The sequence below is a fragment of the Streptomyces caelestis genome, from assembly GCF_014205255.1.
Classification (GTDB): Bacteria; Actinomycetota; Actinomycetes; order Streptomycetales; family Streptomycetaceae; genus Streptomyces; species Streptomyces caelestis.
Genome location: NZ_JACHNE010000001.1, coordinates 355241 through 380510 on the forward strand (window position 1 = coordinate 355241; position 25270 = coordinate 380510).

The 25270-nt window shown below is 73.1% G+C and carries 20 protein-coding genes and 2 pseudogenes; 14 read left to right on the forward strand and 8 right to left on the reverse strand.

Annotated features, from left to right (window positions below; translation table 11 throughout):
* Positions 1 to 6: 6 nt before the first annotated feature.
* A complete protein-coding gene (locus HDA41_RS01595) occupies positions 7 to 1131 on the forward strand; it encodes an NAD(P)/FAD-dependent oxidoreductase (RefSeq protein ID WP_184979903.1) in 1125 nt (374 codons plus the stop codon).
* A 54-nt stretch (positions 1132 to 1185) separates the two neighbouring features.
* Here the strand turns inward: HDA41_RS01595 and HDA41_RS01600 are convergent, their stop codons facing one another.
* Positions 1186 to 1890 carry a poly(ethylene terephthalate) hydrolase family protein gene (locus HDA41_RS01600; RefSeq protein ID WP_435835673.1) on the reverse strand — a complete coding sequence of 235 codons (705 nt, stop codon included), beginning with the start codon at positions 1888 to 1890 and terminating at the stop codon, positions 1186 to 1188.
* Positions 1856 to 1984 (reverse strand): annotated as a pseudogene (locus HDA41_RS42620) (rhamnogalacturonan lyase family protein); the annotation flags it as partial. The pseudogene HDA41_RS42620 and the gene HDA41_RS01600, both read right to left, overlap by 35 nt.
* A gap of 193 nt (positions 1985 to 2177) precedes the next feature.
* Between HDA41_RS42620 and HDA41_RS01605 the strand changes: the two are divergent.
* The 3 genes and pseudogenes from HDA41_RS01605 to HDA41_RS40880 all read left to right on the forward strand — a co-directional run.
* Positions 2178 to 3455 carry an aspartate aminotransferase type Ic gene (locus HDA41_RS01605; RefSeq protein ID WP_184979907.1) on the forward strand — a complete coding sequence of 426 codons (1278 nt, stop codon included), beginning with the start codon at positions 2178 to 2180 and terminating at the stop codon, positions 3453 to 3455.
* A gap of 607 nt (positions 3456 to 4062) precedes the next feature.
* Positions 4063 to 5184: a hypothetical protein gene (locus HDA41_RS01610; protein WP_184979909.1), complete on the forward strand. Its 1122-nt coding sequence runs from the start codon at positions 4063 to 4065 to the stop codon at positions 5182 to 5184.
* Between the two features lie 73 nt (positions 5185 to 5257).
* Positions 5258 to 5487: pseudogene (locus HDA41_RS40880) on the forward strand (xanthine dehydrogenase family protein molybdopterin-binding subunit); the annotation flags it as partial.
* A gap of 588 nt (positions 5488 to 6075) precedes the next feature.
* On the opposite strand, the gene HDA41_RS01615 reads toward HDA41_RS40880, so the two are convergent.
* Entirely contained in the window at positions 6076 to 6282 is a 207-nt protein-coding gene (locus HDA41_RS01615; RefSeq protein WP_184979911.1) for a hypothetical protein, read from the reverse strand.
* Between the two features lie 209 nt (positions 6283 to 6491).
* On the opposite strand from HDA41_RS01615, the gene HDA41_RS01620 reads away from it, so the two are divergent.
* The 3 genes from HDA41_RS01620 to tgmB all read left to right on the forward strand — a co-directional run bounded on the left by HDA41_RS01620 (position 6492) and on the right by tgmB (position 8138).
* Entirely contained in the window at positions 6492 to 6815 is a 324-nt protein-coding gene (locus HDA41_RS01620) for a YkvA family protein (protein ID WP_184979913.1), read from the forward strand.
* A gap of 131 nt (positions 6816 to 6946) precedes the next feature.
* A complete protein-coding gene (tgmA, locus tag HDA41_RS01625; protein ID WP_010038137.1) occupies positions 6947 to 7138 on the forward strand; it encodes a putative ATP-grasp-modified RiPP in 192 nt (63 codons plus the stop codon).
* A gap of 16 nt (positions 7139 to 7154) precedes the next feature.
* Positions 7155 to 8138 (forward strand): ATP-grasp ribosomal peptide maturase, encoded by a 984-nt coding sequence (gene tgmB / locus HDA41_RS01630; protein WP_184979915.1) that lies wholly within the window; start codon positions 7155 to 7157, stop codon positions 8136 to 8138.
* 31 nt (positions 8139 to 8169) lie between these two features.
* On the opposite strand, the gene HDA41_RS01635 is transcribed toward tgmB, so the two are convergent.
* Both HDA41_RS01635 and HDA41_RS01640 read right to left on the reverse strand, forming a co-directional pair.
* Positions 8170 to 8373: a hypothetical protein gene (locus tag HDA41_RS01635; RefSeq protein WP_184979917.1), complete on the reverse strand. Its 204-nt coding sequence runs from the start codon at positions 8371 to 8373 to the stop codon at positions 8170 to 8172.
* Between the two features lie 139 nt (positions 8374 to 8512).
* Positions 8513 to 8986 carry a hypothetical protein gene (locus HDA41_RS01640; RefSeq protein WP_184979919.1) on the reverse strand — a complete coding sequence of 158 codons (474 nt, stop codon included), beginning with the start codon at positions 8984 to 8986 and terminating at the stop codon, positions 8513 to 8515.
* A gap of 188 nt (positions 8987 to 9174) precedes the next feature.
* Between HDA41_RS01640 and HDA41_RS01645 the strand changes: the two genes are divergently transcribed.
* Positions 9175 to 10173 (forward strand): GlxA family transcriptional regulator, encoded by a 999-nt coding sequence (locus HDA41_RS01645; protein WP_184979920.1) that lies wholly within the window; start codon positions 9175 to 9177, stop codon positions 10171 to 10173.
* A 17-nt stretch (positions 10174 to 10190) separates the two neighbouring features.
* On the opposite strand, the gene HDA41_RS01650 is transcribed toward HDA41_RS01645, so the two are convergent.
* Entirely contained in the window at positions 10191 to 10442 is a 252-nt protein-coding gene (locus tag HDA41_RS01650; RefSeq protein ID WP_184979921.1) for a DUF5133 domain-containing protein, read from the reverse strand.
* Positions 10443 to 10588: 146 nt separating this feature from the next.
* Entirely contained in the window at positions 10589 to 11446 is an 858-nt protein-coding gene (locus HDA41_RS01655) for an aldo/keto reductase (RefSeq protein WP_184979922.1), read from the reverse strand.
* Positions 11447 to 11782: 336 nt separating this feature from the next.
* On the opposite strand from HDA41_RS01655, the gene HDA41_RS01660 reads away from it, so the two are divergent.
* The 6 genes from HDA41_RS01660 (at position 11783) to HDA41_RS01685 (ending at position 22370) form a co-directional block, all read left to right on the forward strand.
* Entirely contained in the window at positions 11783 to 13309 is a 1527-nt protein-coding gene (locus tag HDA41_RS01660; protein WP_184979923.1) for an acyl-CoA carboxylase subunit beta, read from the forward strand.
* 145 nt (positions 13310 to 13454) lie between these two features.
* Positions 13455 to 15218: a fatty acyl-AMP ligase gene (locus HDA41_RS01665; protein WP_184979924.1), complete on the forward strand. Its 1764-nt coding sequence runs from the start codon at positions 13455 to 13457 to the stop codon at positions 15216 to 15218.
* Positions 15215 to 19204, forward strand: coding sequence for a type I polyketide synthase (locus HDA41_RS01670; RefSeq protein ID WP_184979925.1), 3990 nt, complete (start codon positions 15215 to 15217; stop codon positions 19202 to 19204). The genes HDA41_RS01665 and HDA41_RS01670 overlap by 4 nt, the downstream gene beginning before the upstream one ends.
* A gap of 21 nt (positions 19205 to 19225) precedes the next feature.
* Entirely contained in the window at positions 19226 to 20182 is a 957-nt protein-coding gene (locus HDA41_RS01675; protein ID WP_184979927.1) for an alpha/beta hydrolase, read from the forward strand.
* Between the two features lie 122 nt (positions 20183 to 20304).
* Positions 20305 to 21522, forward strand: a complete 1218-nt coding sequence (locus HDA41_RS01680; RefSeq protein ID WP_184979929.1) for a PucR family transcriptional regulator — start codon at positions 20305 to 20307, stop codon at positions 21520 to 21522.
* A 176-nt stretch (positions 21523 to 21698) separates the two neighbouring features.
* Positions 21699 to 22370 (forward strand): cutinase family protein, encoded by a 672-nt coding sequence (locus HDA41_RS01685; RefSeq protein WP_184979931.1) that lies wholly within the window; start codon positions 21699 to 21701, stop codon positions 22368 to 22370.
* 1107 nt (positions 22371 to 23477) lie between these two features.
* On the opposite strand, the gene HDA41_RS01690 is transcribed toward HDA41_RS01685, so the two are convergent.
* A complete protein-coding gene (locus tag HDA41_RS01690) occupies positions 23478 to 25199 on the reverse strand; it encodes a hypothetical protein (protein WP_184979933.1) in 1722 nt (573 codons plus the stop codon).
* Between the last annotated feature and the right edge of the window lie 71 nt (positions 25200 to 25270).

A 25270-nucleotide genomic window follows, 5' to 3' on the forward strand; every position in this document is an offset into this window, starting at 1 on the left:
TGAACGGTGACCTACGAAGTGATCGTGGCCGGAGGCGGTCCGGCAGGCGCCGTCGCGGCCCTGGTCCTGGCGCGGGCCGGGCGTCGTGTCCTGCTCGTCGACAAGAGCACGGACGGTCCCCGGTCCTCCCCTTTCCGGATCGGGGAGACCCTGCCACCCGCAGCCAGGCCGCTGCTGCACGATCTGGGCCTGTGGCCCGAGTTCGCCGCGGCCCCTCACCTGCGGTGCGTGGGAACCTACGCCTCCTGGGGGTCGGAGACACTCCACGGCCACAGCCACCTCCACGACCCGCACGGACACGGCTGGCACCTGGACCGGACCCGGTTCGACGCGTTTCTGCGGAGCGCCGCCGAAAGGGCGGGGGCCGAACTGCGCCGGGCCGAAGCCGTGCCGCACCCCACCCCCGCCGGTGACCGACGCGTACTGATCCGCGAAGGCGGCCGGCTCCAAGAGGTGCGCTGCGACTGGGTCGTGGACGCCACCGGCCGCCGCGCCGTGATCGGCCGCCGGCAGGGCCGACGCCACAAGCAGGACAGGCTCGTCGCCGTGTACGCCCTGTTCGGACGACGGCTCCCCGGTCATCACACCGAGGACACCGAACTCCGCACGCTCGTCGAGGCGGTGCCCGGCGGCTGGTGGTACACGGGCCGGGTTCCGGCCGGACGACTGGTCGCACACCTCACCGACACGGACCTGACCGACTCCTCCCTGCGCACCGTCGAAGGGTTCCTCGGCGCCCTCGGGACCACCCGCCACATCCGCACCCGCCTCGACGGCTACGACCCGGCCCACGCCGCGGCACCCCGCTGGACCCCCGCCCACGGGCTGCGTCTGTCCCCCGCGGCGGGTCCCGGATGGATCGCCACCGGAGACGCCGCCCTCGCGGTCGACCCGCTCTCCTCACAGGGCATCCTCAACGCCCTCCACACCGGAGCCCGCGCCGGCCGGACCGTCGACCGGTGCCTGTCCGGCGAGACGGCCGCCCTCGCGGAGTACTCCCTGTTCCTGGAGGGGATCACGGACATTTACGAGCGACATCACGCCGAGACCTACGGCCAGGAACAGCGCTGGCCGGGTCACACGTTCTGGGAACGCCGCCGACGGCCACGGCACAGGCGCCCCCAGCCGTGACCCGCGGTCCGGCCTGCGCTTCATCCGAGGGCCCACCGCTGATAGGGGCCGCCGTTACAGGTCTACAGGACTACTGGGTGTGCCGTTGGCGGTTCCGGCGTTGTACGCGTCCAGGCACAGGCCGGACCGGGCGCTGATGATGGTGCCGTTCGCGTTGACGCTCCAGCGTTGGTTCGTGCCGTTGGTCTGCGATGTGTTCGGCACGTCCAGCGAGCGGTCGGAGCCGGAACCGACGGTCGGCGCGCCGCTCGGCGGAGGGGGCGTCTGGCCAGGTGGCGCGCAGGGGCACTTGCTCCGGTACCGGGAGATGCCGCTGGAGTCCGCCCGGGACGGGCCCAGAAGTCGGGTGTAGCGCGTGTGGTGGTCGATGAAGATCTTGAGCCAGGGGATCATGCGGCGCGTCACGGCCGAGTTCCCGCACGTGGGGAAGCCGCCGCCGCCGTTGGTGAGCTCGGCGAAGGCGCTCTGCCTGCCGGCCGGCATGGGCGCGTAGAGGCCGTCGAGGTAGGACGGAGTGACGGTGCCGGCGTCCCGCGCACTGATGATCATCGTCCGAACTCGAAGGGTGGGCAGGTCCTGTGAGGGAGAGAACGGCGCGAGCGGAACGGCGGCCTTCAGGGACGGCCGCCGTCCGGCCGCGCTGATCGCGCCGCCGCCGCCCACGGCCGTCCGCAGCCCGACCAGCCTGCGCCCAGGACGGGGTCTTGCCCGGCCGGGGTCGGCCTCACCGGGCACCGACTCTGGCCGCCACTTGACCACATCGCCGTGTGCAGATGAAGAAGCTGGGATGCGGGGGCTGGTTACAGGCCGTGTTCTGCCAGGCCAGGGCCGTGCGGTACGTGCGTCGGTCATGACGACCTCCGGTGTGGGGGTGGGTGAACCCAGTGCGGATACTGTCGGATCTGCTGTTGGCCATGTTCGGATTCGGCGGGAGATAGGTCGCCGAGCAGCAAAAACGGTGAGCCGACCGGTTGTTGCTTGTTAGCGTCGGTCAGGGCGGCGGCACAACGGCGCCGCCCGTCACCCCGCGTTGACCGAAGGACACCATGACAACCATTGCTCACCGTGACGCCGACGCCCTCGCCTTACACCTGGACGAGGCGCGTCGTGACTACGCCGGCCTCAAGGACCGCGGTCTCTCACTGGACCTGACCAGGGGCAAGCCCTCACCCGAGCAGCTCGACCTGTCCGCTGAACTGCTCACGTTGCCCGGCGGGCGCTACACGGCACTGGACGGCACCGACTGCCGCAACTACGGCGCCCCGGGTGACGGGCTGCGGGAGCTGCGTGACATCTTCGCCCCCGCCCTCCAGGTGCCCGTCGACCAGCTGCTGGCGGTCGGCAACTCGAGCCTCGAGCTCATGCACGACTGCCTGGTGCACGCCCTCCTCGGCACTGTGCCCGGGGCCGAGGGCCGCTGGGCCGATCAACGGGTGGCCTTTCTCTGTCCGGTGCCCGGCTACGACCGGCACTTCGCCCTGTGTGAACGCTTGGGCATCGACATGATCCCCGTCCCGATGACCGACGGCGGACCGGACATGGGTGTCGTCGAGAACCTCGTGCGCTCCGACGCGAGGATCAAGGGCATCTGGTGCGTGCCCAAGTACAGCAACCCCGACGGCACCTGCTACAGCGACGAGACCGTGCGCCGGCTGTCCACCATGGAGACGGCCGCGCCGGACTTCAGGATCTTCTGGGACAACGCCTACGCGGTGCACCACCTCGACGGCGAGACGGGCGTCGGCGACATCCTCGCCGCATGCGCGGAGGCCGGCCACCCGGACCGGGTGTTCGTGTTCGGCTCCACCTCGAAGATCACTTTCGCCGGGGCAGGGGTCGCTTTCCTCGGCTCTTCTCCCGCGAACGTCGCCTGGTGGCGTGCCAACTCGACCAAGCGGACGATCGGCCCGGACAAGCTCAACCAGCTCCGCCACGCGCTCTTCCTCAAGGACACCGACGGGCTGCGCGCTCACATGCGCCGCCACCGACGGATCCTGGCGCCGAAGTTCGAGACGGTGGACCGCGTCTTCAGCGAGCAGCTCGGCGACACCGGGCTCGCCACGTGGACGCGGCCGAAGGGCGGTTACTTCGTCGCGCTCACGGTCCTCGACGGCTGTGCCCGTGAAGTGGTCCGCCTGGCCGCCGAGGCCGGCATCGCCGTCACCCCGGCCGGGGCCACGCACCCCCACGGCAACGATCCGGACGACCGGGTCATCCGCATCGGCCCCTCCTATCCGACACTCGAGGAGCTGGAGCAGATCGCCTACGGCATCACGGTGTGCGTGCGACTCGCCGGCTACGAGAGGCTGACCGCCCAGCGCTGATCACGGCCGGGGGCAGCCCCGGCCATGTGGTGCGGGTCGTGCAGGGACTGGGGCTGAGCGCCCACGATGTCATTGCCCGTCTGGCTGCAAGACGTGGCGGCCATCCGCGACCTGCGCAGGCGTGCGGAGGAAACGCGCGGCAGCGCACAGATCGACTTCGAAACGGACGTCGCGCCGCTGCTGCTTCGAGAGATGGGCTGCGTCTACCGTTGCGTGCTGGAACAGCGCGACATCCCGGAACCTCAACGCCTTCACCCAGCCCCATACGTCGGAGGGGATCCAGTTCCAGCTCCTGGGGCGCGGCGCCGCGCCCCAGGAGGCCTGACGGCGAGCGAGCAGGACCCGCCCCGATGCGGATGGTGGGCGGGCCCTGCTCGTGCGGACCATTGTCGGGACCGGGCGCCGGTGAGGCCACGAGTGAGGATCCGCCGGTGTGCGCGCGGCACGCACACCCCGTGCGCGCCGCGCGCCTCCGCGCACCCGGCGCTGCCCCGTGGCGCCGCCGGGTGCCGCATGGCGCCGGCCCGTGTGTGACCCCGGGTTATGCCGGTCGGCCTGCGGCGACGATACTGGCAGGGCGCACCTGTCCCCGTTCACAGTTGGACCCATGCCGACCTCCTCCACCGTCCGCCCCATGACTCCCGCCACGGTGTGGCTGGCCCGCGGCCGCCATGCCGAAGGCACCGCGGAAGACGTTCTCCGGCGCTCTCTGGAGGAGCGCAAGCGAAGTCGGGCCATCGACGACTTTCTGGAGTTGCCCGAGTCCGGGACCGAGGCCGCCCCGGCGGAGCGGGTCTTCGAGGCCCGCTGGCGGGTGGAGGAGACGGTGACCGTGCGGGCCCGGATCGGCGTGACGCCCGGGCCGGACGGCGGGCAGGAGTGGATCCTGGTCGCGGAGGCCGAGCAGCCGTGGAACGACCACTGGCCGTCGCCCGCCGGGCTGTTCTGGCCGGAGGAGCCGGACGTCGCCTGGGACCGGGACGGCGTCGCGGGGCTGTCCCTGCGGAAGGTCAATCCGCTTCCCCACGACGACAAGGAGACGCGGCGCCTGTTCCGGAACGCGGTGCGCGGTGGGTGGCACATCCACGTGGTCGTCCACGAGGCGATGACCACCGACGACCGCGGCCGGGTGCCGGTGGCGCGGTGGCTGCCGGTGGGGCTGCGGCACCGAGTGGTGGAACACCGCGCCGCGCCCCAGCAGCACCGAGGCCTCAACTGGGCCCTGCGCGATCTGGGGGTCCAGGTGCCGCGCGGCGGTGCCGTGGTGCTGCCCGGTAAGCCGGTTCCGGACGGTTACGACGCCGAGGACTTCTCCGTCCGCGCGGTCTTCCTCGACGGCTCGGAGCCCACCGACCTCGTCGACGCGGTGACGCGGTACGCCGCGCTGCCGAGACCGCTGCCCGACGGCGCCGAGGACGCCCTCACCGCTCTGCGCGAGGACTGGCACCTGCTGACTCTCGAGGAGGAGCTGGAGCGTCAGCGCGGGCTGGTGGCCATGTACGCCGAGGCGCTGGAGGCCATGACGAAGTCACGCGACCTGTACCGGCAGGCGGCCGAACGCGCCCACGAGGCCCTGGCCGCCTACCAGGAGTCCGCCGAGGCCGCTCCCGTGCGGCAGCAGCCCTCCGACACTCCCGTGGCGTCACCGCTACAACAGCTCACGCGTACGTTCGAACGCCTCAAAGGCAGGCCCCAGCGTCCCGTGGCCCCGTCCCGGGACGAGCGGTAGGGGCTCTTCCAGAGCTCTTCGCGACGGGGTGGCGAGGTCCGGGTCGGCCGGCTGCTCGGGGTGTATGCCGCGGCTGGACGAGGACGATCCCCTTCTCAACTCCATGGGCAGCAAGGGGATCGGGAAGATCGGCATCGTCGGGACGGCTCGGCGATCGGCAACGCGTTCCACCACCCCGCCGGCGTCCGCTTCCGTGAAGTCCCCCTGAGGCCCGGCCGGTACTGGCCGGGCTGCTCGACCGCCGGGTGGCGAACGGCGCCCGGACCGGACCGCTGCGGGCTGATCCGGTCCGGTACGGGGTGAGTAGGCGTCACTCCGCCGTTTGGCGTGCTTCGTCGGCGGGCTCGGCCGGCGCCTGGTCCGTACGGTCCGGGGCGGGTCGACAGGCCGTACCTCAGCCGGATCCAGCCAGTCCTGTGCGGCGGGGCAGGGCGCGCCTCTGCGGGGTCCTTCCAGTTCTTGCCCGGCACGGCGGACCGCTCGGCCGCCGCCTTCGAGCCGGCGGGAGCGGACCGCGTGCCCGCGTCGCCCGGGGCGGGGATGGCGGACCGCTGGGCCGCCGTGCCCGGGGCGGGGGCCACAGACCGCTCGGCCGTCGCGTCCGAGCCGGGGGGGGCGGCAGGCCGCGCGGCCGCGTGTCCCGTCCGACCCACGCCAGAGCCGACGGCTCGCACGTGCGCCTCGTCCGACTGATCCAAGCCACGGCCCCGCCCGTGCGCCTCGTTCGACTCATCCAAGCCACGGCCCCGCGCGTGCGCCTCGTTCGACTCATCCAAGCAATGGGCGGCAGCCCGCGCATACACCTCATCCGGCTCATCCAGGCCATGGCCGACAGCCCGCGCATACACCTCATCCGACTCATCAAGCCGGTCGCGGCGGGCCGGGCGAAGCTCACGTCCGCCTTGTCCGGGACCGGGACGGGCCGCGGGCCGCGTGGCGGCCTGGCTCGTCCGGTCCGGACCGGGGTGGCGGGCTGACCGCCTCGCCCGCCACCGGGTGAGAGCCGAGGGTGCCGGGCTCGATGCCCGGCCGGTCGGAAGAACCGTACGTCTCGTACGAGCCGAAGGCGGGCTGCGGGCTCGTCTGCTCCGCCGTCATGCGACGAGCGACGTTACGCTGGCCATGACCAGGTGCCCCCGTCACGCCGTGCCACTCGGGTGAGCCGGGATGACCCGCCGCACCTGCGGCGGCACGGCAAAACCGGCCGACGCGGCGACATGTCGGGCCCCGGCCGCAATACAGACGCCGGAAACGGGAATCCAGGAAAGGACCCCCCGTGTCACGGCACGCCAGGAGGAGGGCAGCCCGTGGATACGACCACAACGGTGATCACTGTGGCCGCGGTTCTCGCGGCCATCGTCCTCGTCCTCGCCGTCGGCGTCCTCGTGCGGCTGGTCAGAACCCGGCGCGAACTACGGCGCGCGGGACTGCCCACGGGCCCGCGCTGGGTCTTCTGGGGCGCGGTTCTCTATTTCGTGCTGCCCGCCGACGTGCTGCCCGACCCGGTCTACCTGGACGACATCGGCGTTCTGCTGCTCGCTCTGCGCACCGTCCGCGGCTCCCTCGGCGAGCGGGAGCGCAGTACGACACGCCGACCGGAGAACCGGCCGGACCGCCAACCGGCCCGATGACTACGGAAAGTAAGGAAACCAACCACCCGTTCGATTCGTATAAGTCTCTGGGAGCCGAAACGAGTCGGCGGACCGGGTGGCCGTGCCCCTGGATCCGGCTTGGTCGGCGCAGCACCGACGAGGGAGAGACGATGCAACCGTTCGCGCTCAACTACGCGCGCCCGGCAGTGGAGTTGGAAGCTGCCATTCCGTACGTGTACGACGCCGGACTCCAGTTGAACGTGCTCCACGACGGCCGGGTGGCCGCCTCCGACTTCGCCCTGCTGAGGGAGGTCGGCACCACGACGTCCACCGCCGGCTCCAAGACGCACTTCGACGACTGACCACGGGCCGCCGAAGATGACGGTACTGATCCTCACCTGCGAGGAGGACGTGACCGCGGACATGGTGGTCGTGCATCTCAACGCGACGGGGGTTCCCGTGGTCCGCGTCGACCCCGCCGATCTGACCGGTGGTGTCGCGCTGTCCGGGGAGTACGTCCACGGCCGTTTCCGCGGCCATCTGTCCGCCGGGGGGCGGCTGGTGAGCATCGGGGGGCTGCGGTCGGTATGGGTACGCAGGCCGGGCACCCCGGCCGGGCGGGCGGCCCAGCCGTCCGCGTGGCTGACCGAGGAGGCCGCCCAGGCGCTCTACGGCATGCTGCGGGGCTCGGACGCGCGCTGGATGAACCACCCCGACGCGGCCCGCCGGGCCCGGCACAAGCCCTGGCAGCTGCGTCTCGCCCAGCGGTGCGGACTGCCCGTGCCGGCGACGCTGATCACGACCTTCCCGCGCGCCGCCCGCGAGTTCTCGGAGCGCTACCCGGACCTGGTGGTCAAGCCGGTGTCGGGCGCGCATCCGCAGGACCCGCCCCGGGCGGTGCCGGCCAGCCGGGTCGCACCCGACACGGACTTCTCCGCGGTCGCGTTCGGGCCAACGCTGCTTCAGCGGCGGATCTCCAAGCGGGCCGACATCCGTCTCACCGTGGTGGGCGATCGGATGCTGGCGGCCCGCAAGGCGGCCGCCGCGGACGCGGACCCCGACGACGTCGACGTGCGGTTCGCCGCGCCCGGCGCACCGTGGCGGCCCACCGACGTGCCGTCGTGCATCGCGCCGGGCGTCCGGGCCTACCTGCGGGAGGCGGAACTGGCCTACGGTGCTTTCGACTTCGTCGAGGACGCCGACGGGACCTGGTGGTTCCTGGAGTGCAATCAGTCGGGGCAGTTCGGGTTCGTCGAGGTGGAGACGGGTCAGCCGATCGCCCGCACCATCGCCGAGTGGCTGGCCCGCCCCGTTCCCGAGGCGCCGTCGCGCGTCAACGGCGCGAACCGGACGGCCTGTTGAGCACCAGGACCGGCCGTCCGCCGGTCCTGGTTCACTGCGCCCGCGGCCCGGGCAGCATGGCCGTGCGCTGCCACCCGGTGCCCGGGGAGTGCGGGCGGTCGTAGCCAGGGGACTGCGCGGGCCGCATGACCAGCTCCAGTTCCCTGCTCACGCGTTCGGCCTCGCGGCGAACCTGGGTGGGCACATCGCCGCACTCCGCGATGAGTCGGTCGTAGATGGGGGAATCCTGGAACACCCGTCAACGCGCCTTTCTACTCGTCGGCCCCGTGCGGGGGCGAGAGAGCCGAGTGTAGGCGGACAGGTGTCCCGGAGTGTGAATTCCCCGCATGGACTTGACGCAGACCGGACATCCGTGACGGGCGGGCAGCCGGCGCTCAGGCTCCTGTCGTGGAGCCCGGCCGGACGATCATCAGGACGGTGACCGTCGCCCACAGCAGGTTGAAGATGCCGGTGAACATGGCGAGTTGAACGGTACTGCGGTGTTCGACGGCCTGGTCGCCGTTCAGTTGGCCGAGGAGCTCCTCCTGGCGGGGCAGGACGAAGGCGACCAGGATGCCCGCGGCAGCGGCGGTCAGTGCGATGGACGTCACGAGCCATCCGCTGCCCAGGACGCCCATCGCGGCGCCGGTGGCGAACCCGAACAGCGGGACGGTCAGTCCGATGCCGGCGTAGACGCGGCAGATGCGGTGCAGCAGCGCGACCGTGCTCACCGCCGACGGGTCGGGGGCGTCGCCGCCCGCGGGGCCGGCGCGGCGCGCCGCGGGCGGGAACATGCTGGCCGCGACGGTCACGGGACCGATGGCGACGATGGCGGCCAGCACGTGCAGGGACAGCAGGATCTTGGTCACCGGGGCTCTTTCCGTGATGCGGTCGACGGTGCGGGGCCCACGTTAGGGAGCCCGGGCGTGATCACCCATGGGCTGAAACGACAGCTTCCAACGGGTTCCCGCCAACTCCTGTGACCTGCCCTTGTGCGCCGCGGGCCGGCGAATCGGCGGTTCGTACGCCTGGCGGGAATGCGCCTAGGGTGGCGGCCATGCACTCGGTGGCGATCCTGGTTCTCGATCAAGTGGTGCCGTTCGACATGGCGGCGCCCCAGCAGACGTTCGCCTGGACCCAGATGCCGGACGGGCGGCCGGCCTACCGGGTCCGGTTGTGTGCCGAGACGCCTCAGGTGCGCGCGGACGGCGGTTTCACCCTGCGCGTCGACCGGGGTCTTGAGGCGCTGGCGGAGGCCGACACGATCATCGTGCCGGGGTGCTCCCCCGAGGCCGCGCCGCCGTCCGAGCCGGTGTTGGCGGCCCTGCGGCAGGCCGCCGCGGCCGGTACCCGGATCGCGTCCGTGTGCGTCGGGGCCTTCGTGCTGGCGGAGGCCGGGCTGCTGGACGGACTGCGCGCCACCACGCACTGGGTGGCCGCGGGTGAGCTGGCCCACCGGTTCCCGCGGGTCGAGGTGGAACCGGACGTGCTGTATGTCGACAACGGGCAGATCCTCACCTCGGCCGGTGCGGCGGCCGCGCTGGACCTGTGCCTGCACATGATCCGGCGGGACCTGGGGTCGGCCGTCGCGGCGAACATCGCGCGGATGTCGGTCATGCCGCTGGAACGGGAGGGCGGTCAGGCCCAGTTCATCGTGCACGAGCACCCGCCGGTGCCCCGGGGGTCGGCGCTGGAGCCGGTGCTGGAGTGGATCGAGGACAACCTCGCGCGCGAGGTGACGCTGGGCGCGCTGGCGGAGCGTGCGGGGATGAGCGAGCGGACGTTCAGCCGCCGCTTCCGTGAGCAGACCGGCACCACGCCGTTGCAGTGGCTGCTGCGGGCGCGGGTGCGGCGCGCCCAGTACCTGCTGGAGAACACCGACCACTCCGTGGAACGGATCGCCCGGCAGGCGGGATTCGGCTCGCCGACGGCGTTCCGGGAGCGGTTTCGCAAGGTGGTGGGCACGACGCCGTACGCGTATCGCACGGCGTTCCACGGGAAGGCGAACGCCCCGGCGGCCCGTGCACGGGCCGCCGGGGCGTCGCCCGGTTCATGACCAGGTCCTGCGAGATGTCAGCCGACCAGCGTCAGACCGTTCTCCCCGTCCGTGTCCGCGGCAGCGGACCGCTCCTTGGTGAGCAGCAGCACATCCGCCTTGGCGATGGCATCGCTGATGTCGGACGTCCCCATCATCACGCACAGCGTGTAACTGACGTCGTCCAGCTCGCGTGCCGTCGCCGGCGTGCGCCTCTCCGCCTGAGCGATCCTCAGCGACGCATACCGCGTCAGCAACTCCCTGACGGCCTTCCGGTCCGGTACGAGCACGTAGCGCCCCTCTCTGTGATTTGCGCTGCGTATGCCCGAACCACGCGGAAACATTCACACGTTTTCCTCAACAGGGGCGGATCTGACCAGAACTGATCGTCCAGACCCGGAGCGGCGCGTGGCCGGCCCCGGGTCTCGTGGTCTGTTCAGGCTGCGTCCAGCTCCGCCCGTTCCTCCGGCGTGAGGGTGAGGTCGGTGGCGGCGAGCGAGTCGCGGATGGTCTCGGGGCGGCTGGCGCCCGGGATCGGGACGACCATGGGCGACTTGGCGAGCATCCACGCCAGGCACACGCGCTGCGGGCTCACGCCGTGTGCGTCGGCGATACGGGCGAAGGGGGCGTGGCCCGAGCCGAGTTCGGCGGCCTTCGAGATCCCGCCGAGGGGGCTCCAGGGCAGGAACGCGATGCCGAGTTCGTCGCACAGGTCCAGCTCCGGCTCGCTGGAGCGGAAGGCCGGGGAGAACTGGTTCTGCACGGAGACCAGGCGGCCGCCGAGGATCTCGTTGGCCAGCCGGATCTGCTCGGGGTTCGCGTTCGAGATGCCGGCCATGCGGATCTTGCCCTCGTCCAGCAGGTCCCGGATCGCGCCGACGGACTCGGCGTAGGGGACGCGCGGGTCCGGGCGGTGGAACTGGTAGAGCCCGATGGCCTCGACGCCGAGCCGGCGCAGGGACGCCTCGCAGGCCTCCTTGAGGTGACGGGGGCTGCCGTCCAGCGTCCAGCTGCCGTCACCGGGGCGCAGATGGCCGCCCTTGGTGGCGACCAGGACGTCACCGCCGCGGTCGTGGGAGGCGAGGGCCTTGGCTATGAGGATCTCGTTGTGACCGACCTCGTCGGCGTCCCTGTGGTAGGCGTCCGCGGTGTCGATCAGTGTCACCCCGGCGTCGAGCGCGGCGTGGATGGTGGCGAGGGAGCGTTCCTCGTCGGGGCGTCCCTCGATGGACATGGGCATCGCGCCCAGGCCGATCGCGCTGACGTCGACATCACCGATGCGGCGGGTGTGCATGTGCTCGTGACCTCTTCCGGCTGTCGTTCCGGTTGTCGTTCCGGCTGTCGGGCGATGGTGCACTCCAGCCTGGACGCCGGGCGGCCCGAGGTCCAATAGAAGAAGGAGAACGCATTCAGCACTCGGGCAGCTGAATCACGCCCGCCTCTCGGCTGCCGGACCCGCGCTCCCTTGTCACGCGGGGATGAAACCCCGCACCGGAGGACTCAATTCCCCCACACAGAACGGCGATCAGCACGGCACTCCCCCACCTCGCTGCCATATTCGAGAACCGTTTCGGAGGTGGTTGTGAGCACAGAGGTGACAGCATCCGGTCCGGGGGAAACGGCGGCGCACGTGCCCGGGAGCACCGCGGAACGCGTCGCCGGCCTGGAGCGCCGCCGGGACCAGGCGGTGGCCCCGGGCGGGCCACGCAGACGCGGGGAGTTCTCGGCCCGGGAGCGGATCGAACGGCTCCTGGACAAGGACTCCTTCACGGAGACCGGCCTGTTCGTCCGGGCCCGGCCCGCAGGGCAGGACGCCCGCCGCCCCTACGGCGACGGCGTGGTCACCGGGTACGGCACGGTCGACGGCCGCCCGGTGTGCGTGTTCGCCCAGGACTCCACGGTGTTCGGCGGCAGCATGGGCGAGGCCTTCGGCGAGAAGACCGTCGCGCTGATGGACCTGGCCCTGAAGACCGGCTGCCCGGTGATCGGCCTCAACGACTCGGGCGGGGCCCGTATCCAGGAGGGCGTCGCCTCGCTCGCCCTCTACGCCGAGCTGGTGCGCCGCAACGTCAAGGCGTCCGGGGTGATCCCGCAGATCTCGGTCGTCCTCGGGCCGTGCGCGGGCGGCGCCGCGTACTCACCGGCGATCACCGACTTCACCGTGATGGTGGACGGCGCCTCGCACATGTTCGTCACCGGCCCGGACGTCATCGAGACGGTCACCGGCGAACGCACCACGGCCGAGGAGCTGGGCGGCGCCCGCACCAGCAACACCGTCAACGGCAACGCCCACTTCCTGGCCGCCGACGAGGAGGACGCCCTCGACACCGTGCGCGACCTGCTGTCGTACCTCCCGGCCAACAACCTGGAACGGCCCCCGGAGTACGCCCCCGGGCACCCGCCGCCCGGCACCGACCTCGACGAGGTCGTCCCGGACCGGCTGGGCGAGGCGTACGACATGCGGGCGATCCTGCACGCGGTCGTCGACGACGGTGAACTGCTCCAGGTGCAGGAGCTGTTCGCGCCGAACATCATCTGCGCCCTGGCCCGGATCGAGGGCCGCTCGGTGGGTGTCGTCGCCAACCAGCCGCTGCACGCCGCCGGGGTGCTCGACATCGACGCCTCCGAGAAGGCGGCGCGGTTCGTGCGGTTCTGCGACGCGTTCGGCATCCCGCTGCTGACCTTCGCCGACGTACCCGGTTATCTCTCCGGGGTACGCCAGGAGCAGGCCGGCATCATCCGGCGCGGAGCGAAATTGCTCTACGCCTACGCCGAGGCGACCGTCCCCAAGGTCACGGTCGTGGTGCGCAAGGCGTACGGCGGCGGATACGCGGTAATGGGCTCCAAGCATCTGGGCGCCGATGTGAACCTCGCCTGGCCCACCGCCCGTATCGCCGTCATGGGCGCCGAGGGCGCGGTGGGCGTTCTGCACCGGCGTGAACTCGCCGCGGCCGACGACCCCGAGGCACTGCGCGCCCGTCTGCTCAGCGCGTACGAGCGCACCCACGGCACGCCCTATCTCGCCGCCGAGCGCGGCTATGTCGACGCCGTCATCGCGCCGCGCGAGACCCGGGAGCAGGTCTGCCGCGCGCTGCGTGCCCTGCGCGGCAAACGCGCTCCGATGCCGGAACGCCGGCACGGCAACATCCCGCTGTGACCTACCCGTTCGCGAGACCGTGAGCCGGTCCGCACCGTAAGCAGATCCGCAGATCCGCACCCCAAGCCGATCCGCACCACAAGCCGATGCGCGCCGTACGCGATCCGCGCCGGACGCCGATCCGCGCCGTGAGGAGCCCCGCCTGATGGACAGCCGTCGCCCCCCGCTCGCGCCCGTGTGCCCCACGCTGCCGGAGTACGTCCGGCACTGGGCCGAAAGCACCCCGGAACGCCGGGCGTTCACCTTCGTCGAGCACCCGGCACCGCACTCGCGCGGCGTCCACCGCACCCTGACCTGGCGCCGTCTGGACGTGCGGGTGCGGGCGCTGGCCGCGCGCCTCTCCGACGAGGCCGGTCCGGGGGACCGGGTCGCGCTGCTGTGTCCGCAGGGCACGGAGTACGTGACGGCCTTCCTCGCGGCCCTGGCCGCCGGGCTGGTCGCCGTGCCGCTGTATCCGCCGGGCCTGCCCGGGCACGCGGACCGGCTCGCGGGTGTCCTGGCCGACGCGCGTCCCTCGGTCGTCGTGACCACGAGCCGCTGCGGGGGCGAAGTCCGTGACTTCCTCGGCCCCGACGGACCGCGGATCGTGGTGGCGGACCAGGTGCCCGACGACGCGGCCCGGGACTGGCGGCCCGTCCCGCCGGACGCCGAGGCGATCGCCTACCTCCAGTACACCTCCGGTTCGACCCGTGCCCCGGCGGGTGTGGAGATCAGCCACGGCAACGTCGTCGCCAACGCCGGCCAGGCGCTCAGCGCCTACGGTGCCGACGTCCGCCCGGTGACCTGCGTGGGCTGGCTGCCGCTCTACCACGACATGGGACTGGTGCTCAGCGTCGCGGCCCCGGTGGTGCGGGGCCGGCTGTCGGTGCTGATGGACCCGGCCGCCTTCCTGCACGAGCCGGTGCGCTGGCTGCGGCTGCTCGCCGCACACCCGAACGCCGTGAGCGCCGCGCCCAACTTCGCCTACGACTACTGCGCCACGAGCGTCTTGGAGGACCAGAAGGCGGGCCTGCGGCTGGACCGGGTGACGGCGCTGATCAACGGCAGTGAGCCGGTCCGCCCGGGCACGGCCGACCGTTTCCACGCCGCGTTCGCCGGGCAGGGGCTGGCACCGCGGACGCACTGCCCGTCGTACGGGCTGGCCGAGGCCACCGTATTCGTCTGCGCGGCCCGGCCGGGTGAGCCGCTCAGCCGGTTCGCGCTCGACCGTGACGCGCTGGCCGCCGGGAAGGCCCTGCCGGCGCGGCCGGACGATCCCCGGGCGGTGCTGCTGGCGGGCTGTGGCACGCCGGCGGGTCAGCGGGTCCGGATCGCCGACCCGGTGACGCGGGCCCTGTTGTCGGAGGGCGAGGTCGGCGAGATCTGGGTGCAGGGGCCGAATGTCGGCCGGGGCTACTGGAACCGGGGAGCGCAGGACGTCTTCGGCGCCGAGTTCGCGGACGCCGCGGCCGGTCCGGGCGGCTGGCTGCGGACGGGCGATCTGGGGACGGTGCTGGAGGGGCAGCTGGTCGTCACGGGGCGGTTGAAGGACCTGATCATCGTCGACGGCCGCAACCACTATCCGCAGGACGTCGAGGCGACGGCCCAGGACGCGGACCCGGTGGTGCGCCGGGACCGGCTCGCGGCGTTCGCCGTGCCGGGCGGCGGCGGTGAGCGGGTGGTGATCGTGGCGGAGCACGCGCGGACCGCGCGCCTCGCCGAGCTCGACGTGCCGGCCGTGGTGCGGGCGGTGCGCGGTGCCGTCTCCGCCCGGCACGGACTGCGGCTCGCCGACGTCGTCCTGGTGCCGCCGGGCACGGTGCCGCGTACCTCCAGCGGAAAGGTGTCACGGGCGCTGACCCGAGCCCGGTATCTGGAGGGTGCGTACGGCGGGCAGGCCGGTACGGCGACGGCGGGTGCGGCGGGATGAGGCCCCTCGACGAGGACACGCTGCGCCGGCTGATCGCCGAGCGGGTGGCCGCCTGGTACGGCACCTCTCCCGAGGCCGTCCCGATGGACCAGCCGCTCGCCGACCTCGGCATGTCTTCACGGGACGCGGTCGCCCTGGCCGGTGAACTGTCCCGGGCGACGGGCCGCGAGCTGCCGACGACGCTGCTGTGGGAGACACCCACCGGTCAGGCCCTGGTGGCACGACTGTGCGGCACGGAGGACTCGGGCGGCTCGGGCGGCTCCCGGGCCGAGGCAGCGCCGGTGCCGCGAGCCGGACTGCCGGGCGGGACGGGTGAACCGGTCGCGGTCGTCGGGGTCGGCTGCCGGCTGCCCGGCGGGGTGCACGGCCCGGACGGCTACTGGCGGCTGCTGAGCGAGGGCGTCGACGCGATCCGGCGCGTCCCGGAGGACCGCTGGCGCGACTTCACCGTCTTCCCGCCCGCCGACGCGCATCCGTACGGCGGCTATCTCGACGACATCGCCGGGTTCGACGCGGACTTCTTCCGCATCACCCCGCGCGAGGCGGCGGTGATGGATCCCCAGCAGCGGATCCTGCTGGAGGTCGTCCACGAGGCGCTCGACCACGCCGCCGTGCCGGCCGGGTCCCTGGCGGGCACCGCCACCGGGGTGTTCGTCGGGGTGTCGGCCCCCGAGTACGGGCAGCTCACGGGCGCCGATCCGGCCGCCGTCGATCCCTGGGCGCCGGCCGGGGGCGCCCTGAGCGTGACCGCCGGCCGGCTCGCCTACGTCCTCGACACACGGGGCCCGAGCCTCGCCGTCGACACGGCCTGCTCGTCCTCGCTGGTCGCCGTGCACCACGCCTGCGTCAGCCTGCGCACGGGCGAGAGCGACACGGCGATCGCCGCCGGCGTCAACCTGCTGCTGTCGCCTGCCGTCACCGTCGCCTTCCGCAGAGCGGGCGCGCTCGCACCGGACGGGCGGTGCAAGCCGTTCTCGGCGGCGGCCGACGGCATCGGGCGCGGCGAAGGCTGCGCGGCGGTGATCCTGAAGCGGCTCTCCGACGCCGAGCGGGACGGCGACCGCGTCCTGGCCGTCATCCGGGCCACCGCCGTCAACTCCGACGGCCGCTCGAACGGTTTGATGGCGCCCAACCCGGCCGCTCAGCAGGCGCTGCTGGAGAGCGCGTACGCGCGGGCGGGGCTCACCGCGGCGCACGTCGACTACGTGGAGGCGCACGGCACCGGCACCCCGCTGGGCGACCCGATCGAGGCGGGCGCGCTCGGCGCGGTGCTCGGCGCGGGCCGGGACCCGGACCAGCCGCTGCTGCTGGGTTCCGTCAAGGGCAATCTGGGGCACCTGGAGTCCGCCGCGGGCATCGCGGGCCTGGTGAAGACCGTGCTGGCCCTGCACCACGACAGCGTTCCGCCGTCCCTGCACTGCGCGGAGGGCACGTCCCTCGCCGATGAGCGGCTGAGAGTGGTGACCGAGCCGGAGCCCTGGCCGCGCTACGGCGGCACCGCCCTCGCGGGGGTCTCCGGGTTCGGCTTCGGCGGCACCAACGCCCATGTGGTGCTGGAGGAGGGGCCGCCCGGCCTGGTCCCCGGACGGACGGCCGAGGAGCCCGTCGCACGCCTGCACGTGCTGTCCGACCTCGACGCCGGGCGCGTCCGCGACACGGCGGGCAGGCTCGCCGACTGGCTGCGCGAAAGCACCGCGCACCCCGCCGACGTGGCCCGGACCCTGGCCGGGCGCACCGGCCGCGGCCCCGTACGCGCCGCCGTGGTCGCCCGGGATCGCGCCGAACTCTCCGAGGCGCTGGGCGCGTTGGCGGCGGGCCGCCCGGACGCGCGGGTGGTGACCGGGGAGCACGACCGGGTCGGGCGCGGCCCGGTGTGGGTCTTCTCGGGGTACGGCAGCCAGTGGCCGGGCATGGGCCGCAGGCTGCTGGCCGAGGAACCCGCGTTCGCCGCCGCCGTGGAGAAACTCGACCCGCAACTCGCCCTGGAATGCGGCCTGTCCCTGTACGACCACCTGTCCTCCGGGGCCGGTCTCGACCGCCTGGACGTCGCCCAGCCCGTGCTGTTCGGGCTTCAGCTGGCCCTCGCCGAGCTGTGGCGGTCGCACGGGGTCGAACCCGCCGCGGTGATCGGCCACTCCATGGGCGAGGTCGCGGCGGCGGTGTGCGCGGGCGCGCTGGACGTGGCGGACGGGGCGCGTGTCATCGCCGTACGGGCCCGGCTGCTGAGCGGGCTGAGCGGCGGCGCGATGGCCGTGGTGGACCTGGACGACGCCGAACTAGCGTCCCTGGAGCGGGACTTCCCGGGTGTGTACGTCGCCGTGCACTCCTCCCCCCGGCAGAAGGTCGTCACGGGCGAGGAAGCCGCGGTGGCCGGGCTCGTACGCCGGCTGGAGGGGCAGGGCCGGGCGGCCCGGGCCATGCGGGTCGTCGGCGCCGGGCACTCGCCCCAGGTGGACGCGCTGCTGCCGGAGCTCGCCGACGCGCTGTCCGGCATCCGGGGCCGGCGGCCGCGTGTCCCGGTGTACTCCACCGTCCTCGACGACCCGCGCGGCGACTGCCTGTTCGACGCGGCCCACTGGGCGGCCAACCTCAGGCGGCCCGTCCGCCTGGACCGGGCGCTCGCGGCGGCCGCGGCCGACGGCCACACGGCGTTCGTCGAGATCTCGCCCCACCCGGTGCTGACCGGGGCCGTCGCCGACACCGTGCCCGATGCCCTCGCCCTGGCCACCCTGCGCCGGGACGCCGACGGGGCGGAGGCGTTCGCCGGGCAGCTGGGCGCCCTGTACGTGGCGGGCCAGCGGCTGCCCGCGCCGCCCGGCCGGGTCGTCGACCTGCCGGTGCCGCGGTGGCGGCACGTACGGCACTGGTGGACGGACGGACGGGCCCGCACCGAGCCGGTGCCGGAGCCGGCGCAATCTCCCGCCGACGTGGCGGAACCGACGTCGGTCCTGGCCCGGCTGACCCACCACATCGCCGCCGTCACCGGCCATCCGCCCACCCGTGTCACCCCGGGCACCGCGCTGGCCGATCTGGGCCTGGACTCGCTGATGGCCGTCCGGGTCCGCACGGCCGTGGAACGCGAGTTCGGCATCGAACTCCCCCTGCGCGACCTGTTCGCCGCCGCCACCGTCGAGGACGCCGCCGCCCGGATCCAGCAGGCCCTCCCCCGCGAGGACACCCCGCTGCGCCCGCTGCGCGCCACCGGTTCCCGGCCCCCGCTGTTCCTCGTCCACGCGGCCGGCGGCCCGGTCACCGTCTACCGGACGCTCGCCGAACGGCTCGGCGAGAGCCACCCGGTGTACGGGCTGGAGCGGATCGAGGAGGCCCGGACCGTGCCGGAGAAGGCGCGCCGCTACGCCGAGGCGATCGCCGTCGCCCACCCCGACGGGCCCTGCCTGGTGGGCGGCTGGTCCTTCGGCGGCTTCGTCGCCCAGGAGACCGCGCGGCAGCTGACCGCCGCCGGACGGGACGTGCCGCTGGTCGTGCTCATCGACTCCGTACGCCCCCTCCCCCGGCCCGGCCTGACGCGCGCCGACCGGATCCGGGCGCACTTCGAGGGCTTCGCCGGCCACGTCGCCGACGCCTACGGGGTGCGGCTGGAGTTGCCGTACGACGAGCTCGTGGCCATGGACGACGACCGGGACCGCATCGACACCGTGCTGCGGGCACTGCGGGAGGCCGCCGAGGTGCCGCCCGCCGCGCTGGAGCACCAGCGCGCCTCCTACCTGGACATGGGCATCGGGGAGGCCCATCGGCCCGGCGGCTACGACGGGCCGGTCGTCCTCTACCGGGCCACCGATCCCGCGCCCCACACCGTGCGCGACCCGGCGTACGAACGGGACGACGAGGCGCTGGGCTGGGACGAGGTATGCCCACGCCTGGAGGTCGTGCCGGTGCCCGGTCACCACCTGTCGCTGCTCGATCCGCCGCACGTCGACGAGATCGCCGCCCACCTGAGCCGGGTGCTCGCCGAGCGGGCCCCCTGAATGGAAAACCGAGGAGCCGCCATGCCCGACCTGCCGCCGAAGCCCGCTGCCGGAGTGTCCCGGCGCACTGTCGCCAGAGCGACGGCCGCCACCGGCCTCGCCGTCCTGTTCGGGGCCGCGGGCGGCACGGCCCGTGCCGGGGCCGCCACCCGGCTCGGGCCGCGCACGCTGGACGTGTCCGTGCCCTCCGCCGCGCTCGGCCGCAGCGCGCCGGTCCGGCTGATCCTGCCGTCGGACTTCGGTTCGCGGCCGGAGCGGACGTATCCCGTGCTGTATCTGCTGCACGGCGCCCACGACGACTACACGTCCTGGACCCGGGAGACCGACATCGAGGCCTTCACCGAGGGCCGCGACCTGATCGTGGCGATGCCGGACGCGGGCCCCACCGGCATCCCCAGCGTCTGGCGCGGCGGGCCCGACTACGAGACGTTCCAGGTGAAGGAGGTACCGGCGCTGCTCGCCCGGGACTACCGGGCCTCCGGCGTACGGGCGGTCGCCGGGGTCTCCACCGGCGGCTACGGCGCGATGGCGCACGCGGCCCGGCACCCCGGGGCGTTCAAGGCCGCGGCCTCCTTCAGCGGCGTCCTCGACACCACCGCGCCCGGCGTTCCCCCCATCATGGACGCCATCGTGGCCCGCGAGAACCTGCCGGCCCATTCCCTGTGGGGTCATCCGCTGCTGAACCTCCTGACCTGGCGGGAGTTCAACCCGCGGGCCCACGCCACCGGGCTGCGCGGCACCGCCCTGTACGTCTCGCAGGGCAGCGGAGTGGGCGGCGGCAGCGGCGATCCGCTGCCCGGCGTGCTGGAGAGCGCCCTGTGGCCCTCGGCGCAGGGCTTCGCCGGCGCGCTCACCCGCCTGGGCATCCGCGCCACCACGCACTTCTACTCGGGAGGAGGACACGACTGGGCTTACTGGAAGCGGGAGTTCACCGCCTCGTGGCCGATGCTCGCCCATGCACTGGGCGTGCCGGAGTGACGGGGGTGCCGTCGGGGCACGGAACGGAGCGCAGGGGTCGTCCGTCCAACACAGGACTTCCCGCTCGTCCCAGCGGTTACAGTCCGCGGGCGAGCCGCTTCCGCTCGAAAGGAGTGTCCGTGATGGCTGTGCCCGCCCCGCACGGCGTGCCGGACCGCCCCCATACGCCACCGGTGCCGCCCGACCTGGCGAAACTGCTGCGCGCCCAACTGGCGGCCGTCGCCGATCAGGTGGAGGAGGAGGTCCGCCGTCAGGTCCCCGAGTACGCCCGGCCCGCCGACGGGGCGTACGGCAGGAACCTGCGGGCCGGGGTGGTGCAGGCGCTCACCCTGTTCGTCGACCACATCGCCGACCCGCGGGACGACGGGGGCTCGATCGCGGCGACGTACTACGAACTGGGGCGCGGCGAGGCGCTGGAGGGCCGCAGCCTGGACGCGTTGCAGTCCGCGCTGCGGGTCGGGGGGATGCACGCCTGGCGGCTGATGGGTCATACGGTGGAGGAACTCGGCCTTGACTCCACGGTCGTCGCGGCGCTCGGCGAGCTGGCGTTCCGGACCGTGCACGAGGTCGCCCAGGCGGCCGCGGCCGGCTACGCGGAGGCCCAGCTGCGCAGCTCGGACGAGCTGGAGCGGCGCCGCAGACGGCTGCTCGACCTGCTGCTGGAGGACGGGCCGGTGGCGCTGGAGGCCGTGCAGGATCTGGCCCACAGCGCGCGCTGGCCGGTGCCCCGGACGGTCGCCGTGGTGGTGCTCGCGGCGGCGCCGGACCGGCGGGAGGAGGACCGGCCGCTGGCCGCGGCGGGCGCGCTGGTGGACATGGAGTCCCGGCCGCCGCGCATGCTGGTGCCCGACCCGGACGGTTCCGGTCGCTTCGGCCGGGCGTTCACGCTCGCGCTGCGCGGCCGGCCCGCCGCGATCGGCCCGACGGTCGCGGTCACCGAAGCCGCGCAGTCCCTGCGCATCGCCACCCGGGCACTCGGGCTGATGGGACGCGGGGTCCTCCCCCGCCAGGGCGTGGTGCGGTGCGCCGACCATCTGTCGACCCTGCTGCTGTACGGCGACGAGCCGCTGCTCGAACGACTCCAGGAGCGGGTCCTCGCGCCGCTCGACACGGTCTCGGCCGGGCAGCGCGACCGGCTCGCCGAGACGCTGCTGGCGTGGCTGCTCAGCGGCAGCAACGTGCCGGACGTCGCCGTGCGGCTGCACATCCACCCGCAGACGGTCCGCTACCGCCTGCGCCAGCTGGAGAAGCTGTTCGGTGACGCGCTGCACGATCCGGAGACCCGCCTCGACCTGATTCTCGCGCTGCGCGCGAAGTCACTGCATACGCGCCAGAACTGATTTCCCTGACGCAACGCAATCGGTTAGGCACTCAATCGGCGACGTACTCAATCGGCGACAAAAAATCGCGGGGATTCCATAATCCCGTGCATAACACTCCGGGAGGCACAGCGAATACGTTCGGGCCATCCTTTTTCGCAGGCGCTCGACGCGCCTCACCCGCGGAGGATTCCCCCATGCGTATCCGTTTGTGCCTCGCCGCGCTCTCGCTGGCCGGCGGGGCCGGTCTCGCCACCCTCTCGGCTCCCTCGGCCACGGCCACGTCCACGACTGCGGTCACGACCGCGGCCGCGGCCTGCACGGACGTCGAGGTGGTCTCGGCGCGCGGCACCTTCGAGCCGGGCACGCTCGGCTTCATCGTCGGCGACCCGGTGTATTCCGCCCTAAAGAAGAAGGTGGCGGGCAAAAGCCTCTCCAGCTACGCCGTAGACTATCCCGCGAACCTTTCCCCCACGTCTGCCGCGCGGGGCAACACGGACCTGGTGAACCATGTGAGGAGCCAGGCCGCTGCCTGCCCGAATCAGCGGTTCGTTCTCGTCGGCTATTCGCAGGGCGCGAACGTCGTCGACAACTCGATCGGCATCAGCAGCGCGGGCGCGGTCGTCGGCAGCCCCATCGTGGCCACACTGCCCGCGGCGGTCGAGCCGAAGGTCGCCGCGGTGCTGCTGTTCGGCAACCCGATCCGCGCCATCGGCAAGAGCGTCACCGGCACGTACCAGAGCCGCACCCTGGACATCTGCGCCAAGGGCGACCCCATCTGCGAGAGGGGCGGCGGCGACACCGGGGCACACCTGAGCTACCGCGACGACGCGGACGCAGCGGCGACGTTCGCCGCGGGCAAGCTCTGACCGAAGCGACGACGACCCGCGCCGGGACCACGATCTCGGCCACGGCGCGGGTCTAGCCCCCGGCGCAAGCTTGACCCGGGGCAGTTCTTGGCCCAGGTGCGGATCTTGGTCCCGGCGCAGTTCTTGGCCCGGGGGCGGATCCGCGCCGGGTGGCGGGCCCCTGCTGCGACACGAATCTGTGCCGCGGCAGGGGCCTCGGCGCGGCACGGATCTCGGCCGCAGCGACCGGCCTGAGCCGGGCAGCGACTTCGACCCCAACGGCGGCCATGAGCCACGCAGCGGGCTCGGCCCCGGCACGGGTCCAAGCCAGCAGCGGAACTTGACCCCCGACACCGCCCTGCCCCGGCCACGCGAGCCTTGGCGGCGGCACGGGCTTGGGCCTCAACTCCGCCTCGGCAGCGGCGGGGACCTGATCCGGGCAGCGGGACTCGCTCCCGGTACGGATCTGAACCGGACGGCACGCCCTGGCCGCGGCCCGGATCTGTGCCACGACACGGGCGGGCTTTGGCCTCAACTCCGCCTCCGCGCGGGCGCCTCGGCAGCGACGGGGACCTGGCAGCGGGACCCACTCCCCGCACGGACCTGAACCGGACGGCACGCCCTGGCCGCGGCGCGGATCTGTGCCACGACACGGGCGGGCTTTGGCCTCAACTCCGCCTCCGCGCGGGCGCCTCGGCAGCGACGGGGACCTGGCAGCGGGACCCGCTCCCCGCACGGACCTGAACCGGACGGCACGCCCTGGCCGCGGCCCGGATCTGTGCCACGACACGGGCGGGCTTTGGCCTCAACTCCGCCTCCGCGCGGGGGCCTCGGCAGCGACGGGGACCTGGCAGCGGGACCCGCTCCCCGCACGGACCTGAACCGGACGGCACGCCCTGACCGCGGCGCGGGTCTCGACCGCCGCACGGATCTCGGCCCCAGCGCAGACCTCGCGGCGACGCGAAGCTGAACCGAAGCAGAGGACTTGAGCCGGGTAGCGGGACTTGGCCTCCGCACGGGTCTGAGTCCGGCAGCGAGTTCGACCGCAGTGGTGCGTCCGAGTCGTAGTGGCCTACGAAGGGGCCCGGGAGGAATCCTTCCGGGCCCCGGTCGTGCGTGCGGGGTGAGCTAGCGCGGTGACTGTGAGAAAGCGGCGAGGCCGGTGGAGACGGGCTCGGGGCGGCCGTTGTTCTGGGTGGGTGCGGCGGTCAGGACGTCGAGGTGCTGGTAGCCGTCGGCGATGACGGGGTGGAGCTCGGGTGGGACCCGGCCGGCCAGCAGACCCTCGCCGGCGAGGACGGTGAGCACGGGATTGGCGGTGAGTCCGCCGGGATGCACGACGAGCTTCTTGACCTGGGGCGAGGTGGACAGCTGGATGTCCGTCACCAGCTTGGTCGGGAAGTACTGCTCGGTGAAGTCCAGCGGCTGCTCGGCCAGGCTGCGGGCCAGTTGCCGCACGTCGGTGACCTCCTCGCCGGGGCCGGTGAACGGCGTGCCGTCGGCCGACCGGTGGCCGGGGTCGTCGGGGTCGCCGACGCGGTCGTAGTTGCGCCAGGTGTAGAGCGGTCCCTGCGGCCGGTCCGGGATGGCCTTGTACGCGGTGCCGTACAACCCGGGCTGCTGCGCTCCGCCGTTGGCCACGGGGAAGCTCTTGTCGGCGATCGGCCCGCCGTCGAAGAAGCCGACGCTGGTCTGGAGGAAGGCGAGCGGTACGGAGTTGTCGTCCAGCAAGGCGCCGAGCACCGCCCCGTTGGTGAGCCGGAAGTCCTTCACGGCGGGCTTGCCGGTGAGGAAGGCGGCGGTGTTCTTGGAGAACAGGGCGCGGTGGGTGGCCTCGATGTTGAGGTTGGAGGGCAGGTAGCGCGGCAGGTCCGCCTCCGCGTCCGGGGCCTTGAGCGCACCCATCCCCGCGATGCCGAGCAGGGTCATGGTCTCGGGGTTGAGCAGCACCGGCGCGGACAGTGCGCGCGGCAGCACGCCGCTGTCGAGCCCGGCCTGCACCACGCCGTAACCGAGGCCGATGTCGGGCAGGTTGGTGTCGTCCGGCAGGCTGCCGCTGAGGTCGGCCAGTGAGGTGGAGACGGTCGTGTCGAGGGCGAAGTAGCCGGCGCACTGGTTGTAGCCGGCGTCCGCCGTGGTGGCCCGGTCGCCGTCGAAGTCGGCGGCGGCGAAGTAGCCGGTGATCACACCGCCCAGCGAGTGCCCGCCGCACAGCACCTTCCGCTTGCGCTGCGCCTGGCCGGGCAACTCGGCGGTGAGCAGGTCGTACTGGTCGCGTACGGTCTGCTCGATGCCGAGCTTCGCCATCCAGCCCAGCTTCTCGTTGCCGGTGAAGCCGGCGAAGGTCCGGCCGTCGACCTGCTTGCCGCGGTAGTAGTAGTCGACGGCGGTGTGCTGGTCGCCGGAGGCGATGCCGGTGCGGTCCTCCAGGCAGTTGGAGCGCCGGTCCAGCGCCCAGAACTCGATGTGCAGGCCCTGCTCGGCGGCCCGCGCCACGGTGTTGCGGGCCACGCTGTCGAACGCCCCGGCTCCTTCCAGGATGCCGGGCTGGGCGACGAGGATCCGGTCCGCGTCGGCCGAGGCGGCCGGACCGTCGGCGGAGCGGTAGCGCAGGTACGACAGCCAGTCACAGGCGGCCGGACGCGGCCCGGCCGACTCCGGCAGCGGCACCTTCACCCGCACCACCGACTCCGTCACCCCGGTCACCGGCGATGTCGACGCGACCGGCGTCTCGGTCCGCGCGCCGTCGGCCCGGGCCCCCGGAGCGGCGGCGGTGAGCGTCCCGGCGGTCAGCAGCACCGCCAGTGCGGCACCGCGCCACTTCCCTCTTGTCCTACGGTTCATGTCCATGCCACGGACGCTAGGGCTCCGGCAGGAGGGCGTTCAGGGGGTGCTGATGAGAACTCAGTTTCCGGATCGTG